Here is a 15,704-nt window from a genome sequence, read left to right on the forward strand (position 1 = left end):
AATGTCCAAGGGCTCGATCCTTCTGGCCGCCGGCGGCACGGGTGGGCATCTCTTCCCGGCCGAGGCGCTGGCGCATGAGCTGATCAGGCGCGGCTGGACGGTGCATCTCGCCACCGATGCTCGTGCCGAGCGTTTTGCCGGGCAGTTTCCGGCCGCAGGCATCCATCCGATCCAGTCGGCGACGATGAGTTCGAAAAATCCTTTTGCCGTGCTCGCGGCCTTCTGGAAAATCTGGGGCGGCGTGCGGCAGGCATCCGCCGTGATCGGCCGGATCAAGCCAGCCGTCGTGGTCGGTTTTGGCGGCTATCCGACGCTGCCGCCGCTCTATGCGGCGACGCGGCGCAAGGTGCCGACGCTGATCCACGAGCAGAACGCGGTGATGGGGCGCGCCAACCGGGCGCTCGCCGGCCGCGTCGATGCCATCGCTGGCGGGTTCTTGCCGGGAGATTCGAGCGCTGCAGGCGCCAAGACAGTGACGACAGGCAATCCGGTCAGGCCGCAAGTGCTTGAGGCGGCAAAGATGCCCTATGCGGCGTCTACGGGCAAGCAGCCGTTCCGGTTTCTGGTATTCGGCGGCAGCCAGGGCGCACAGTTCTTTTCCGACGCAATGCCGGCTGCGATTGGAAAGCTTTCCGGCGCACAACGCAAGCGGCTGGTGATCACCCAGCAGGCGCGTGCCGACGATGTCGAGCGGGTGAAGGCTGCCTATGCCGCCCTTGGCGTCGAGGCTGAGGTATCGCCCTTCTTCACCGACATGGCGACGCGCATGGCTGCGGCGCATCTGGTGATGTCGCGGTCCGGCGCATCGACCGTATCGGAAATCGCGGTGATCGGCCGGCCAGCGCTGCTGGTGCCCTATCCGCACGCGCTCGACCACGACCAGGCAGCCAATGCCGCGGCATTAGCAGCGGCAGATGGCGCCGAAGTGCATCCGCAATCCTCGCTCTCGCCCGAGCGCATTGCTGCGCTCGTCGGCGCGTTGATGGAGGATCCGGAGCGGCTGACCACAATGGCAGCGGCGGCGAAATCGGCCGGAAAACCGGACGCGGCACGGTTGCTCGCCGATCTGACAGAGGTTATTGCGTCGAAGAAAGGCGTATCGGCATTCAGGAAGGAGACGCACGCATGAAGATGCCGCAGACGATAGGCCTCGTGCATTTCATCGGCATCGGCGGTATCGGCATGAGCGGCATCGCCGAGGTGCTGCACAATCTCGGCTATAAGGTGCAAGGATCCGACCAGGCCGACAGCGCCAATGTGCAGCGGCTGCGCGACAAGGGCATCGAGTGCTTTGTCGGTCATCACGCCGATAATGTCGGCGAAGCCGAAGTGGTTGTCGTCTCGACGGCGATCAAGAAATCCAATCCGGAGCTGAAGGCGGCGCGCGAGAAACTGCTTCCCGTTGTCCGCCGCGCCGAGATGCTGGCCGAACTGATGCGCTTCCGGCAGGCGGTGGCCATCGGCGGCACGCATGGCAAGACGACGACGACCTCGATGGTGGCGACGCTGCTCGAAGCCGGCGGGCTCGATCCGACCGTAATCAATGGCGGCATCATCAATGCCTACGGCACCAACGCCCGGATGGGCGACGGCGAATGGATGGTGGTCGAAGCCGATGAGAGCGACGGCACCTTCCTGAAGCTGCCGGCCGAGATTGCCGTCGTCACCAACATCGATCCCGAGCATCTCGATCATTACGGCTCCTTCGACAAGGTGCGCGAGGCCTTTCGCCAGTTCGTCGAGAACGTGCCGTTCTACGGCTTCGGCGTCATGTGCACCGACCATCCGGAAGTGCAGGCACTGGTCAGCCGCATCGAGGACCGTCGCGTCATCACCTATGGCGAGAACGCGCAGGCCGATGTGCGTTTCACCAATCACCGCATGGACGGCCCGACCTCGGAATTCGACGTGGTGATCCGCGACCGCAAGACCCGCGGCCAGTCGACGATATCAGGCCTGCGCCTGCCGATGCCCGGCCGTCACAATGTCTCCAATGCGACGGCGGCGATCGCTGTCGCGCATGAGCTCGGCCTTTCGGCCGAGGCGATCAGGAAGGGCCTGTCGTCCTTCGCCGGCGTCAAGCGGCGCTTTACCCGTACCGGTTCGTGGAACGGCGTCGATGTGTTCGACGATTACGGCCACCATCCGGTCGAGATCGCGGCGGTGCTGAGGGCGGCGCGCGACGCCACCAAGGGCCGCGTAATCGCCATTGCCCAGCCGCACCGCTTCACCCGGCTGCATGATCTGTTCGGCGAGTTTTCCGTCTGCTTCAACGACGCCGACACGGTGATGGTGGCGCCAATCTATGCGGCAGGCGAAGAGCCGATCGACGGGGTGACGTCCGAGGCATTGGTGTCGCGCATCCGCTCCGGCGGCCATCGCGACGCGCGCTACATCGAAGGCCCCGCGGCGATTGCGCCGGTTATCCGCGACCTGGCGAAACCAGGCGATTTCATCGTCTTTCTCGGCGCCGGCAACATCACGCAATGGGCTTACGCGCTGCCCAGGGAACTCGGCGGTACCGCCTCATGATGCGTGGCCAGGCATTGATCGACAAGCTCGGCGGCCGGCTTGACGGCCTGCGCGGCCGCATTACGCCCAACGCCGAGATGGACAAGATCACCTGGTTCCGCGCCGGCGGGCTGGCCGACGCACTGTTCCAGCCGGCCGACGAGGACGACCTCGCCGCGTTCCTGAGGGCGGTACCCGAAGAGATACCGCTGACCATCGTCGGCGTCGGCTCGAATTTGCTTGTCCGCGACGGTGGCATTACTGGCTTCGTTATCCGGCTTTCGGCCAAGGGCTTTGGCGAAGCCGAAGTGATTGCGCCGACCACAATCAAGGCGGGCGCCGCCACGCCCGACAAGCGCCTTGCCGCTGTCGCCTATCACGCTGGTATAGGCGGCTTTGAATTTTACCACGGCATTCCGGGTGCCGTCGGCGGTGCGCTGAGGATGAACGCCGGCGCCAATGGCGTCGAGACGCGCGAGCGCGTCGTCGAGGTGCGGGCGCTCGACCGCAAGGGCAACGTGCATACGCTGAGCAACGCCGGTATGGGCTACGCCTATCGCCATTCGGCAGCCCCTGCCGGGCTGATCTTCACATCGGCTGTGTTTGAAGGGGTTTCGGCAGACAAGGCCGCGATCAAGGCGGCAATGGACGCCGTCCAGCACCATCGCGAGACCGTCCAGCCGATCCGCGAAAAGACCGGCGGCTCGACCTTCAAGAATCCGGAGGGCACCTCGGCCTGGAAGGAGATCGACAGGGCGGGCTGTCGGGGGCTGATGATCGGCGGCGCGCAGATGTCGCCGATGCATTGCAACTTCATGATCAACACGGGAACCGCGACCGGCTACGACCTTGAATATCTCGGCGAGACCGTGCGCACGCGCGTGCTCGAACGGTCGGGCATCCGGCTGCATTGGGAAATCAAGCGCATCGGTAATTTCCGGCCGGGGCACGAGGTCCAGGAATTCCTCGGACAGTTGCTCTAAAGACTCACAACACAGTTTTCGCTGCCGTTTTTGCCGAAAGTGAATCTCTCGGAATCGTAAGGACTTGCCAGCGATTCAACTCTCTGATTCTCTGGCCTGAAGCGTTTCCTGATTTGAGTCGTTTCGACGCGTCACCAGCGTTTTTTCGTCAGGGGCAACCTGCCGGGAGACTCGGGGACTCGATGTTGCGGAATCATGGGGGCAGGGACTGCTCCGAGCGTTTGAGTGTGTGGCCCTTTCCGGGCATGTGAGATGCAGACCCACCGTAAGAGGGCCCGCCGTGAGAGGAAATGACGGGAAATGAAAAGCAAGCACGTGGCCGTCCTTCTGGGTGGATTCTCGTCCGAGCGGCCCGTGTCTTTGTCTTCGGGGAAAGCCTGTGCTGACGCGCTCGAGAAGGAAGGTTACCAGGTCACTCGCGTCGACGTCTCGCGCGATGTCGGATCGGTGCTGGCTGAGCTCAAGCCGGATGTTGCGTTCAATGCGCTGCATGGCCCGTTCGGCGAGGACGGCACCATCCAGGGCATCCTCGAATATCTTGCCATCCCCTACACCCATTCCGGCGTGCTCGGCTCGGCGCTTGCCATGAACAAGGAACAAGCCAAGAAGATCGCCAAGTCCGTCGGCATCCCGGTTGCCGAATCGAAGGTGGTCAATCGCTTCGCTATCCAGAACAAGCACCCGATGAAGCCGCCATATGTCGTCAAGCCGGTCAATGAGGGATCGAGCTTCGGCGTCGTCATCGTGCACGAAGGTCAATCGCATCCGCCGCAGGTCATCGGTTCGTCCGACTGGAAGTATGGCGATATCGTCATGGTGGAGCGCTATGTGCACGGGCGGGAGTTGACCTGCGCGGTGATGGGCGACGTGGCGCTCGGCGTCTGCGAAATCATCCCGACCGGCCATTCCTTCTACGACTATGATTCAAAATACGTCGCGGGCGGATCAAAACATGAATGCCCTGCAAAAATTTCACCGAATATTTACCAAAAAATACAGACACTGACGCTCAAGGCTCACCAAGCTATCGGCTGCCGGGGCGTTTCCCGGTCGGACTTCCGTTATGATGATCGACACTCCGAGAACGGCGAAGTTGTCTGGCTCGAGATCAACACTCAGCCGGGCATGACGCCCACATCCTTGGTGCCTGAAATCGCCGCGCAGGCGGGACACTCGTTCGGCGATTTGTTGAGTTGGATGGTGGAGGACGCTTCGTGTCTGCGTTGAAGTGGGGACAGGGCAAGGGGAGGGGCGCGGCCGGGCCGACGCTGTTCGGTGTGTCGTTGTCGTTCGACCATTTTGTGCTGCCGCGTCTGCTTCGCCGGCCGGCGCGCGTGCTGGCGCGCCTGGGCGAGGGCGACTTCGAGGTGCCGCCGTTTTCCGCAGCCATGCTGTCGGCGGCGCTGCTCGTATCGGGCAGTGCCTATGGCGCCTATCTCGGCGGACATGTCGACGGTGTCGTCCAGGGCATCACTGCCCGCGCCGGCTTTGCCGTCGACCAGATCAAGGTCGTCGGCAACCGCGCAACCTCCGAGATCGACATTCTCGACAGGATGCAGCTCGATGGCTGGACGTCGCTGATCGGCTTCGATGCCGAAGCCGCGCGGGAGCGCATAGCCACGCTGCCCTGGGTCGAGGTTGCGGCGGTGCGCAAGGTCTATCCGCACACGCTGGAGGTGCGCATCGAGGAGCGTGAGCCTTTTGCGCTCTGGCAGCAGGGCAACGAGCTTTCCGTCATCGAGCGGTCCGGTGCCGTGATCGCGCCATTCTCCGGCGGCAAGCAGTCGCTGCTGCCGTTGATCGTCGGCACCGGCGCGCCGGCCAAAGCGCCCGATTTCCTGGCCAGGATCAAAAAGCATCCAGAGCTTGCCGCGCGGGTCAAAGGCTATATCCGCATCGGCGAACGGCGTTGGGATCTGAAGCTGGAGAACGGCATCACCGTCAAGCTTCCTGAGGATGGCGAGGACCAGGCGATCGCCGATCTGGTCAGGATGGACCGCGAGAACGGGCTGCTGACGCGCGACATCGCCGCCATCGACATGCGCTTTTCCGATCGCCTCGTCGTCCAATTGACGCCGGAAGCGGCGACGCAGCGTCAGGCCACGCTTAATGAAAAGCCGAAAATGCCGAAGCGCAAGGCGGAGACGAAGATATGAGCTGGCTTGGCGGCAACAGCGATGCCTCGTCGCGCCGGTCCGGCATCATGACGGTGCTGGATATCGGCTCGAGCAAGGTCTGCTGCGTGGTGGCCAAGCTCAAGCCGCGCGAGGACGGCATGCTGCTGCGCGGGCGCTCGCATCGCATCCAGGTGATCGGCATCGGCCACCAGAAATCGCAAGGCGTGAAATCGGGTGTCGTCATCGATCTCGACAGGGCCGAGCACGCCATCCGCCTTGCCGTCGATGCCGCCGAGCGCATGGCCGGGCTGACCGTCGATTCGCTGATCGTCAACATGACGGCCGGCCGGCTGAAGAGCGAAAGCTTCTCGGCAACCATCAACCTCGGCGGCCATGAGGCCGACGAGGCCGACATCAAGCGTGTGCTTGCCGCCGGCGCCAAGCAGGCGCTGCGGGCCGAGCGCGAAGTGATCCATTCGCTTCCCGTCGGCTTTTCGCTGGACGCCGAGCGCGGCGTGCGTGATCCGCGCGGCATGGTCGGCGACCAGCTCGGCGTTGACATGCATGTGCTGACGGGTGATGCGGCACCCTTGCGCAATCTGGAGCTTTGCATCAACCGTTCGCACCTCTCGGTCGAGCGCATGGTGGCGACCCCCTATGCCAGCGGGCTTGCCGCACTGGTCGACGACGAACTCGAAATGGGCGCGGCCTGCATCGACATGGGCGGCGGCACCACGACGATCTCGGTGTTTTCGGAAGGCAAGTTCGTTCATGGCGACGCCATCGCCATCGGCGGCAACCACGTCACGCTGGACATGGCCAAGGGCCTGTCGACCTCGCTCGACGCCGCCGAGAGGCTGAAAGTGATGCATGGATCGGCGCTGCCCGGCAGTGCCGACGACCGCGACCTGGTCTCGATACAGCCGATCGGCGAGGATGGCGAGGTGCCCCTGCAGATACCGCGTTCGGTGATGACGCGCATCATCCGTGCGCGCATCGACGAGACGCTCGAACTGTTGCGCGACCGGCTGAACAGGTCCGGCTACGGCAACGCCGTCGGCAAGCGGGTCGTGCTGACCGGCGGCGCCAGCCAGCTTTCCGGCCTGCCCGAGGCAGCGCGCCGCATTCTCGGACGCAATGTGCGCATCGGCCGTCCGCTCGGTGTGGCGGGCCTGCCGGAGGCGGCCAAGGGGCCGGCTTTCTCGACGCCGGTCGGGCTTCTGATCTACCCGCAGATGGCGAATTTCGAGAGCCATCCGGCGAAGGGAATTTCTGGTCTCAGGATGACCGGAACGGGCGGAAAACTGCATCGAATGAGTCAGTGGTTGAGAGACAGTTTTTAAATTGACGGGGACAGCCCCATAGGCGGCCGCAGCGGCGAAGCGGCGGGAAAGGCAAAGGACGGAGACAATGACCATCAATCTGCAGAAGCCGGATATCACCGAGCTCAAGCCGCGTATCACCGTGTTCGGTGTCGGCGGCGGCGGCGGCAATGCCGTCAACAACATGATCACTGCTGGCTTGCGCGGCGTCGAGTTCGTGGTCGCCAATACCGACGCGCAGGCGCTGACCATGTCCAAGTCGGACCGCCTGATCCAACTCGGCGCGCATGTTACCGAGGGCCTGGGTGCGGGATCGCAACCGGAAGTCGGGCGCGCGGCGGCGGAGGAATGCATCGACGAGATCGTCGACCACCTCTCCAACACCCATATGTGCTTCGTCACTGCCGGCATGGGCGGCGGCACCGGCACGGGGGCCGCGCCGGTCGTTGCACGTGCTGCGCGTGAGAAGGGGATTCTCACCGTCGGCGTCGTCACCAAGCCATTCCATTTCGAAGGCCAGCGCCGCATGAAGACGGCGGATCTGGGCATCGAGGAATTGCAGAAATGCGTCGATACCCTCATCGTCATCCCCAACCAGAACCTGTTCCGGCTGGCCAATGACAAGACGACCTTCGCCGACGCTTTCGCCATGGCCGACCAGGTGCTCTATTCCGGCGTCGCCTGCATCACCGACCTGATGGTCAAGGAAGGGCTGATCAACCTCGACTTCGCCGACGTCCGCTCGGTCATGCGCGAGATGGGCAAGGCGATGATGGGGACGGGCGAAGCTTCCGGCGAGGGCCGCGCCATGGCCGCCGCCGAAGCCGCGATCGCCAACCCGCTGCTCGACGAGACCTCGATGAAGGGCGCCAAGGGCCTGTTGATCTCGATCACCGGCGGCCGCGACCTGACCCTGTTCGAAGTCGACGAGGCGGCGACCCGCATTCGCGAGGAGGTCGACCAGGAGGCCAACATCATTCTGGGTGCGACGTTCGACGAGGACCTCGAAGGCGTCATTCGCGTCTCGGTGGTCGCCACCGGCATCGACAAATCGGCGGCCGAAATCGCCGCCGCGCCGATCGCCATCCGCACGGCTCCGCCAAAGCCGGTCAGTCGCCCGGCCGCTCCGGTCACGGAAAACCGTCCGGCGCCTGTCCAGCAGGCGGGCTACGAGCCACGCACCGTCGATCCTGTAGCAGAGGCGATCCAGCTCGCCGAGGCGAATGCCGCGGCGATGGCGCGTCCCGCGCCGGCTGCCCAGGCGGAAGATTTTCGTCCGCAGAGCAAGATCTTCCAGGCGCCGCCGGCCCAGCCGCAGCCGATGGTGCAGCCAATGGTTCAGCAGGTGATGCAGCCTGCCCCGCAGCGTGAAGTGCTTCAGCCGGCAGCCGCAGCGCCCCAGCGCATGCCGCGCGTCGAGGACTTTCCGCCGGTGGTGAAAGCCGAAGTGGAAGCCAAAACCCGTCCCGCCGACCACGAGAACAGCGGACCGATGGGACTGCTCAAGCGCCTGACGAACGGCCTTACCCGCCGCGAAGAAGAGCCCGCACGACTGCAGCCGGCGCAGCCGCGCGAGCCGAAACTGCGCCAGGCGGCACCCGAAGTGCGCCGCCTTGCCAGCCAGGATCCGCAGCTTTACGCGCCACGCCGCGGCCAGTTGGATGACCAGGGCCGGCTGACGCCGCAGAGCAGGGCTGTCCAGGAAGACGATCAGCTGGAGATTCCGGCGTTCCTGCGCCGCCAGGCGAATTGATCTGTTAACGGTCCGTAATGGTTATTAACAGGCAGACAAGAAGTTGTTTGCCTGTTAATCTTAAAAGCGATTGCAAAACAGGGTGTTACGAGACTATACCCGCCCCGGATCCCGGTTACACAGAGTAAGAAACCGTGATTTGGAGACTTCCTGCCGGGCAACTATCTTCGCCCGAGCAATGTCGGTTTGCTGGGATTCGGGGAAGTGGCCCTGCCTGCCGATCAAAGAGCCGCGCCCTCGGGCTGATGAAGCGGACGAAGGCAGTTTGGGCTATGGGGTTTGTTTTGCACGACTATCAGACGACACTTAAATCGCGTGCGACGCTGACCGGCGCCGGCGTTCACAGCGGCAATTCCGTTACCATTCATTTCCTGCCGGCAGACGCTGATACGGGTGTCGTGTTCCAGCTTTCGAATGGAAGCGAAGACCGGGAGTTCCGTGCGCTCGTTTCCGAGGTCGGCGCTACCGATCTCTGCACCATGCTCGGCGATCCGGCAGGTGAGCACATCGCCACCGTCGAACATCTGATGGCCACGCTTTTCGGGCTCGGCATCGACAATGTCGTCATCGAGATCGACGGCCATGAGGTTCCGATCCTTGACGGCAGCGCCATGGCCTTCGTAGAGGCTATCGACCAGGCGGGCATCGATACGCTGCCGGTCAAGCGCCGCTATATCCGGTTGGTCAAGCCGGTTCGCATCGAGAACGGTGCCTCCTGGGCGGAGTTCAGGCCCTATGACGGCACGCGCTTCGAGATCGAGATCGATTTCGAAAGCCCTGCGATCGGCCGTCAGCTCTTCGCATCCGACATGAATGCCGACATTTTCCGCCGCGATATCGCGCGGGCCCGTACCTTTGGTTTCATGAAGGACGTCGAGCGGCTGTGGGCAGCCGGTTATGCGCTCGGCTCCTCGCTGGAAAACTCCCTGGTGATCGGCGACGACAACCGCGTGATCAACATGGGAGGCTTGCGCTATCCCAACGAGTTCGTGCGCCACAAGACGATGGACGCCATGGGGGATCTGGCGCTGGCCGGCGCCCGGTTCATTGGCTGCTTCCGGTCCTATCGCGGTGGCCACAGGCTGAATGCGGCAGCGCTGCGCCGCCTTTTGTCGGACCGTTCGGCGTTCGAGATCGTCGAGACGACACGCCGCGAGCGCGGTCGTACCGCCGAGATGAGCGCCGTCTATGCACCTGTCTACGCACCCTGGATGATCTGATTCTTAACGTTTTTCGGGTTTTATGGCCGCCGGCCTGTGTTGCATGAATGCACCATTGGCCGGCGAAATCACGCAAGTGTGCGGGCTGCGCCAGGCTGCCACAAAAATGTGCGATTGGCCGGAGATAGCGTTGCCGGGCACAGCGATTATGGTTATGCCTGCTGCCGACGCTGAAATGACGCCGAAAGGGCGGAATCCAATCATGTTCTTCAAGCGAATTGGTCAATCGAAAGCGCCGCATCGGGCTGTTTTCCTGGCGCTTTCGGTGGTTGTTCCATCGCTGTTCCTGTCGGCCTGCATGTCGTCCGAGAAGGATGTCGACCTGTCGACCTATGTCGAGCAGACCGAGCCGGCCGACGTTCTCTACAATCAGGGCCTCGCCAATCTCAATGCCGGCCGCCTGCAGGAGGCGAGCCGCAAATTCGGTGCGGTCGACCGCCAGCATCCCTATTCCGAATACGCCCGCAAATCGATGGTGATGGGCGCCTTTGCCGACTATCGCCAGGGCAACTATATCGAGGCGATCGGTTCGGCCAAGCGCTATCTCACGCTCTATCCGTCGACCGACGACGCGGCCTATGCCCAGTACATCATCGGGCTCAGCTACTACCGGCAAATCAGGGATGTCACCCAGGACCAGAAGGAAGCGCGTCAGACCGTGCAGACGATGCAGGATCTGGTGACGCGCTGGCCCGATTCCGAATATGTCGACGACGCCAAGGAAAAGATCCGCTTCGCCAACGACCAGCTCGCCGGCAAGGAGATGCAGATCGGCCGCTACTATCTCGAGCGCCGTGAATACATCGCCGCCGTCAAGCGGTTCCGCGTCGTGGTGGAGACCTATTCCAACACGCGCCATGTCGAGGAAGCGCTCGCGCGCCTTACCGAAACCTATTATGCGATGGGGCTGACATCGGAAGCGCAGACTGCCGCGGCTGTGCTCGGCACCAACTATCCCGACAGCGTGTGGTACAAGGATTCCTACAAGCTCCTGCAGACTGGTGGGCTCGAGCCGCGCGAGAATGCGGGCTCGTGGATCGCCAAGGCCGGGAAGCTGATCACCGGCGCCTGAGCGGCGCGTCACGATGCTTTCCAGACTGTCGATCCGCGATATCGTTCTGATCGAGAAGCTGGACATCGACTTCTCGTCCGGTCTTTCGGTGCTGACCGGCGAAACCGGCGCCGGAAAATCCATCCTGCTCGACGCGCTGTCGCTGGCGCTTGGCGCCCGCGGTGACGCCTCGCTGGTGCGGCATGGCGCGGCACAGGGCCAGGTCATCGCCGTGTTCGACGTGCCGCGCAACCATCCTGCCCGCATGCTGCTTGCCGATAACGCTATCGAGGACGATGGCGACATCATTCTGCGCCGCGTGCAGACGGCGGATGGCCGTACCCGCGTCTTCGTCAACGACCAGCCTTCCAGCGTGACACTGATGCGCGACGTCGGTCACGCGCTGGTTGAGATCCACGGCCAGCATGACGAGCGTGCCCTGGTCGATCCCGGCGCCCATCGCGAATTGCTGGACAGCTTCGGCGGTCATCTCGGCGCTGTGCGGGCGACCGGCGAGGCATGGCGGCACTGGCGGGCGTGCGAGCAGGAATTTTCGCGACATCGCGCCAAGGTGGAAGCGGCGGCCCGCGAGGCCGACTATCTGCGCGCCGCGGTCGCCGAATTGACGAAGCTCGACCCCCAGCCCGGCGAGGAATCCGACCTTGCCGAACTGCGCGCCTCGATGATGCGCGCGGAAAAGATCGCCTCGGAAATCCATGACGCGCAAGATGTGCTCTCGGGCCCGTCCTCGCCCTTGCCGCAACTGGCCAGCCTGTTGCGGCGGCTGCAGCGCAAGGTGACCGAGGCGCCCGGCCTGCTCGACGACGTGGTCAAATCGCTCGATGAGGCGATGCTGTCGCTCGACGCGGCGCAATCGGGCGTGGAAGCGGCACTTCGCGCCACCGAATACGATCCGCGGCGGCTGGAACAGGCCGAGGAGCGGCTGTTTTCGCTGCGCGCCGCCTCACGCAAGCACAGTGTTGCAGTCGACGATCTGGCCCAATTGCGCGACACGATGGCCGCCGATCTCGCCGATCTCGACGCCGGCGAGGAGCGCCTGCACGGGCTGGAGAAGCAAGCTGCCGCCGCGCGCGAGACCTACGACATTTCTGCAGCACAGCTTTCGTCGCTTCGCCATGCGGCGGCGGTCGGCTTGACCAAGGCGGTGATGGCCGAACTGCCGGCACTGAAGCTCGAACGGGCAGCCTTCATCGTCGAGACGGCAAGTGAGGCCGAGAGCCGCATGGAAGACGGCATCGATCAGGTCGAATTCTGGGTGCGCACCAATCCCGGCACAAGACCGGGCCCGATGATGAAGGTTGCCTCCGGTGGCGAACTTTCGCGGTTCCTGCTGGCGCTGAAGGTGGCGCTGGCTGACCGCGGCTCGGCGCCGACCTTGGTCTTCGATGAAATCGACACCGGCGTTGGCGGCGCGGTGGCGGACGCCATCGGCCAAAGGCTGGCGCGGCTGTCGAGGCGCGTGCAGGTGCTTTCGGTTACGCACGCGCCGCAAGTGGCGGCACGCGCGGCGACGCATTTCCTGATCTCCAAATCCGGTGGGGCCGATCGTGTCGCCACCGGCATTGCCGAGATGGACCGGGCGGCGCGCCAGGAAGAGATCGCGCGGATGCTTGCCGGGGCGACCATCACCGACGAGGCGCGTGCGGCGGCCGAGCGGCTGCTTCGCGAAAACACCGCAGCCTAGCGGAGCTCACGCTCGGCGTTATGGATCGAGTCAGGATGTGGCTCCATCCTGCTGTTCAGGAATGGTTTTCTCGTACCCGGTCTCTCCCTCATGGGAGAATCCTGTTCTATTGTGTCGCGCCACCGGGAAGGGAGCAATGCATGGCCGAAAAATCAGTTGATTCGCTCAGCGAAAGCGAAGCCGCAAGCGAGCTAAAGCGGCTGGCGGCGGAGATCGCCGAGCACGACCGGCGCTACCACACCGAGGACGCACCGCTTATAACGGACGCGGAATATGACGCGCTAACGCAGCGCAACCTCGCCATCGAACAGCGCTTCCCCGCTTTGGTGCTAGAAGATTCGCCATCGCGCCGAGTGGGCGCGCCACCGGCGGAAGGCTTTGCAAAGGTACGCCATGCGGTGCCGATGCTCAGTCTTGCCAAGGCCTATACCGACCAGGATGTCACCGACTTCATCGAACGCGGCCGGCGTTTCTTTAACCGCGACAAGGGTCTGGACATTGCGTTCACGGCTGAGCCGAAGATCGACGGGCTATCGGCTTCGCTGCGTTATGAAGGCGGTGTGTTCGTGCAGGGAGCAACGCGCGGTGACGGCGCCGTCGGCGAGGACATCACCGCCAATCTCAGGACAATCGCCGACATCCCCAAGCATTTGAAAGGCTCGGGCTGGCCTGATGTGATCGAGATACGGGGTGAGGTCTATATGACCTATGCGGAATTCGAGGCTTTGAAGGAACGGTCGGCGGCGGTTGGCGGCCAGGACTATGTCAATCCGCGCAATACGGCGGCCGGATCCCTGCGTCAGAAGGATCCGTCCGTTACCGCCAGCCGCAACCTCAAGTTCTTAGCCTACGCCTGGGGCTACACGTCTGAGGATCCCGCTCCGACTCAATACGATTCAGTGCAAAAATTCGCTGAGTGGGGGTTCAAGATCAGTCCGCTGATGGTGCGGGCGAAGTCGGTCGACGAACTGGTCGCGCACTATCACCTGATCGAGGCCCAGCGCTCGTCGCTCGGCTACGACATCGACGGCGTCGTCTACAAGGTGGACCAGTTGGAATTGCAGCGCAGATGGGGTTTCGCCACTGGCGAACCACGCTGGGCCATCGCTCATAAATTTCCTGCCGAACAGGCAATGACGACCGTGCTCAGGATCGACATTCAGGTCGGCCGCACCGGCACTCTGGCGCCCGTTGCACGGCTTGCGCCCGTCACGGTTGGCGGCGTGGTGGTCGAAAATGTCACCCTTCACAATGAAGACTACATCAAGGGTCTCGACAGCAACGGCCAGCCAATCCGCGACGGCTGCGACGTGCGTATCGGCGACACAGTCGTCATCCAGCGGGCGGGCGACGTCATTCCGCAGATCGTCAGCGTCGTTATCGACAGGCGCCCGGCTGATGCCGTGCCCTACGAATTCCCGCACACCTGTCCGATCTGTGGCTCACCCGCAACGCGCGAGATCAACGAAAAGACCGGCAAGGAAGATTCCCGCCGACGCTGCACCGGCGAACTGATCTGTCCCGCGCAGGCCGTGGAAGGATTGCGCCACTTCGTGTCACGTGGCGCCATGGATATCGAAGGCCTGGGCGCCGAAAACATAGACCTGTTCTTCAATGCGGGATTGATCAAAACAGCCGCCGATATCTTTACTCTCAGGGATCGCCGCCCCGCCGTGACCAAGGCGCTGGCTGAGCGGCGCGAGGAGCAGGCCAGGCAGCGCGAGGCCGCATCGGGCAAGACGCGCAAGAATGTGCGCGGTGTCGAGGAACGCAACTACGAAGGTCTCGACAAGCTGTTCGCCGCCATCGACGCTCGCCGCGAACCGGAACTCGATCGCTTTATTTTCGCGCTGGGTATCCGCCATATCGGCGAGACCACGGCCGCTGTACTTGCCCGAACCTTCTCAACCATTGAGGAGTTGATCCGTATCGGCAAGGAGACTGCGGCGGCGACCGATCCACACACCGTTTTCCCATCGATCAATGGCATCGGCGACACGGTGATAGGCGCGCTTCGCGATTTCTTCGGCAATGAGCGCAACGACGACGTGCTTGAAGAGTTGCTCGCGCAGGTCCGGCCGAAGCCGTACATTGTCAACGTCTCAGCCGACAGCGTGGTTGCCGGCAAGACAATCGTGTTTACAGGCACGCTGGAAAAGATGACACGCTCCGAAGCCAAGGCGATGGCCGAGCGCCTCGGCGCGAAGGTCGCGGGCTCGGTTTCCGCGAAGACCGATCTGGTCGTAGCCGGGCCGGGGGCGGGATCCAAGCTGAAGCTTGCCACCGAACTCGACATCGAGGTGATCGATGAGGACGCCTGGCTGCAGCGGATCGGCAAGGCGTGATGGCCGGCACGTTCAACGGTTTCGGCCAGAAGGCCATTCCATTTCTCAAGGCGCTCGATTTTCACCAGAGCCGGGAGTGGTTTCAGGAGAACCGAGACCTCTACGAGCGCGAGCTTTATGAGCCGTTCGGAGATCTGGTCGAAACGCTCTCCGAGCGCTTCGCGGCGGCGGGACTGGGTTTGCGCGGCGATCGCAAGAAGTCGCTGTTCCGCATCAACCGCGACGTGCGCTTTTCCAAGGACAAACGGCCCTACAACAGCCATCTGTCGGCCATCCTGTCGCCGGACGGCACCAAGATGGAGCAGGGCGTGTTGTTCGTTTTCATTGGGCTCGACCGTTGCTTTGCCGGCGTTGCCTGGTGGCAGCCTGGCCCGGAGCTGCTTCAGGCCATGCGAAAGGCGATCGCTACGAAACCGGCGGAATTCCGCAGCCTGGTTGGGACACTGAAGAAAGCCGGCCTCGAACTCGACACGGAAGGATGCATGAAGCGCGCGCCACGCGGCTTCGAGCATGTCACGGAAGCCGATCTCGCCCAAGCTATCCGCAACCGGCATTTCGCCGTCCGCCACACTATCGATCCGGCCGGAATCCACACGCCGGCCCTGGTCGAAGAGCTTGTCGATTTCAGCTTGCGCGCCAAGCCGCTGCTCGGCTGGGGCAGGGCGATCCAGGGCATGGTCTCGGAGGTTTAGGGCGC

General features: G+C 63.4%; 12 protein-coding genes. All 12 read left to right on the top strand.

Going from position 1 to position 15,704, the window contains the following annotated elements:
- The first annotated feature begins 1 nt into the window (after window position 1).
- Window positions 2-1,129, top strand: coding sequence for an undecaprenyldiphospho-muramoylpentapeptide beta-N-acetylglucosaminyltransferase (gene murG / locus EN807_RS16165; RefSeq protein WP_135935653.1), 1,128 nt, complete (start codon window positions 2-4; stop codon window positions 1,127-1,129).
- The gene (murC, locus tag EN807_RS16170) at window positions 1,126-2,532 is read left to right on the top strand and encodes a UDP-N-acetylmuramate--L-alanine ligase (RefSeq protein WP_135935654.1); all 1,407 of its coding nucleotides are present in this window, start codon (window positions 1,126-1,128) and stop codon (window positions 2,530-2,532) included. Before murG ends, murC begins: the two co-directional genes overlap by 4 nt.
- A complete protein-coding gene (gene murB / locus EN807_RS16175; RefSeq protein WP_135935655.1) occupies window positions 2,529-3,494 on the top strand; it encodes a UDP-N-acetylmuramate dehydrogenase in 966 nt (321 codons plus the stop codon). Before murC ends, murB begins: the two co-directional genes overlap by 4 nt.
- Before the next feature lie 300 nt (window positions 3,495-3,794).
- Window positions 3,795-4,721: a D-alanine--D-alanine ligase gene (locus EN807_RS16180; protein ID WP_135935656.1), complete on the top strand. Its 927-nt coding sequence runs from the start codon at window positions 3,795-3,797 to the stop codon at window positions 4,719-4,721.
- Window positions 4,709-5,650, top strand: coding sequence for a cell division protein FtsQ/DivIB (locus EN807_RS16185; protein WP_135935657.1), 942 nt, complete (start codon window positions 4,709-4,711; stop codon window positions 5,648-5,650). The genes EN807_RS16180 and EN807_RS16185 overlap by 13 nt, the downstream gene beginning before the upstream one ends.
- Entirely contained in the window at window positions 5,647-6,954 is a 1,308-nt protein-coding gene (ftsA, locus tag EN807_RS16190) for a cell division protein FtsA (protein WP_135935658.1), read from the top strand. The genes EN807_RS16185 and ftsA overlap by 4 nt, the downstream gene beginning before the upstream one ends.
- Window positions 6,955-7,021: 67 nt before the next feature.
- Complete coding sequence (gene ftsZ, locus EN807_RS16195; RefSeq protein WP_135935659.1) at window positions 7,022-8,686, top strand: cell division protein FtsZ; 1,665 nt, start codon at window positions 7,022-7,024, stop codon at window positions 8,684-8,686.
- Window positions 8,687-8,958: 272 nt separating this feature from the next.
- Window positions 8,959-9,906, top strand: coding sequence for a UDP-3-O-acyl-N-acetylglucosamine deacetylase (gene lpxC / locus EN807_RS16200; RefSeq protein WP_135935660.1), 948 nt, complete (start codon window positions 8,959-8,961; stop codon window positions 9,904-9,906).
- 202 nt (window positions 9,907-10,108) lie between these two features.
- Window positions 10,109-10,978, top strand: coding sequence for an outer membrane protein assembly factor BamD (locus tag EN807_RS16205; protein ID WP_135935661.1), 870 nt, complete (start codon window positions 10,109-10,111; stop codon window positions 10,976-10,978).
- A 13-nt stretch (window positions 10,979-10,991) separates the two neighbouring features.
- On the top strand, window positions 10,992-12,662 hold the full coding sequence (recN, locus tag EN807_RS16210) for a DNA repair protein RecN (protein ID WP_135935662.1): 1,671 nt from the start codon (window positions 10,992-10,994) through the stop codon (window positions 12,660-12,662).
- Between the two features lie 140 nt (window positions 12,663-12,802).
- A complete protein-coding gene (gene ligA / locus EN807_RS16215; protein ID WP_135935663.1) occupies window positions 12,803-15,007 on the top strand; it encodes an NAD-dependent DNA ligase LigA in 2,205 nt (734 codons plus the stop codon).
- Window positions 15,007-15,699 carry a TIGR02453 family protein gene (locus EN807_RS16220; RefSeq protein WP_135935664.1) on the top strand — a complete coding sequence of 231 codons (693 nt, stop codon included), beginning with the start codon at window positions 15,007-15,009 and terminating at the stop codon, window positions 15,697-15,699. Before ligA ends, EN807_RS16220 begins: the two co-directional genes overlap by 1 nt.
- Window positions 15,700-15,704: the final 5 nt, after the last annotated feature.

It is taken from the genome of Mesorhizobium sp. M5C.F.Ca.ET.164.01.1.1 (genome assembly GCF_004792125.1).
In the GTDB taxonomy this organism is placed as follows: Bacteria; Pseudomonadota; Alphaproteobacteria; order Rhizobiales; family Rhizobiaceae; genus Mesorhizobium; species Mesorhizobium wenxiniae.

Coding starts and splice junctions, on each gene's coding strand:
- murG (WP_135935653.1), top strand. CDS start 2: ATGTCCAAGGGCTCGATCCTTCTGGCCGCCGGCGGCACGGGTGGGCAT.
- murC (WP_135935654.1), top strand. CDS start 1,126: ATGAAGATGCCGCAGACGATAGGCCTCGTGCATTTCATCGGCATCGGC.
- murB (WP_135935655.1), top strand. CDS start 2,529: ATGATGCGTGGCCAGGCATTGATCGACAAGCTCGGCGGCCGGCTTGAC.
- EN807_RS16180 (WP_135935656.1), top strand. CDS start 3,795: ATGAAAAGCAAGCACGTGGCCGTCCTTCTGGGTGGATTCTCGTCCGAG.
- ftsA (WP_135935658.1), top strand. CDS start 5,647: ATGAGCTGGCTTGGCGGCAACAGCGATGCCTCGTCGCGCCGGTCCGGC.
- ftsZ (WP_135935659.1), top strand. CDS start 7,022: ATGACCATCAATCTGCAGAAGCCGGATATCACCGAGCTCAAGCCGCGT.
- lpxC (WP_135935660.1), top strand. CDS start 8,959: ATGGGGTTTGTTTTGCACGACTATCAGACGACACTTAAATCGCGTGCG.
- EN807_RS16205 (WP_135935661.1), top strand. CDS start 10,109: ATGTTCTTCAAGCGAATTGGTCAATCGAAAGCGCCGCATCGGGCTGTT.
- recN (WP_135935662.1), top strand. CDS start 10,992: ATGCTTTCCAGACTGTCGATCCGCGATATCGTTCTGATCGAGAAGCTG.
- ligA (WP_135935663.1), top strand. CDS start 12,803: ATGGCCGAAAAATCAGTTGATTCGCTCAGCGAAAGCGAAGCCGCAAGC.
- EN807_RS16220 (WP_135935664.1), top strand. CDS start 15,007: ATGGCCGGCACGTTCAACGGTTTCGGCCAGAAGGCCATTCCATTTCTC.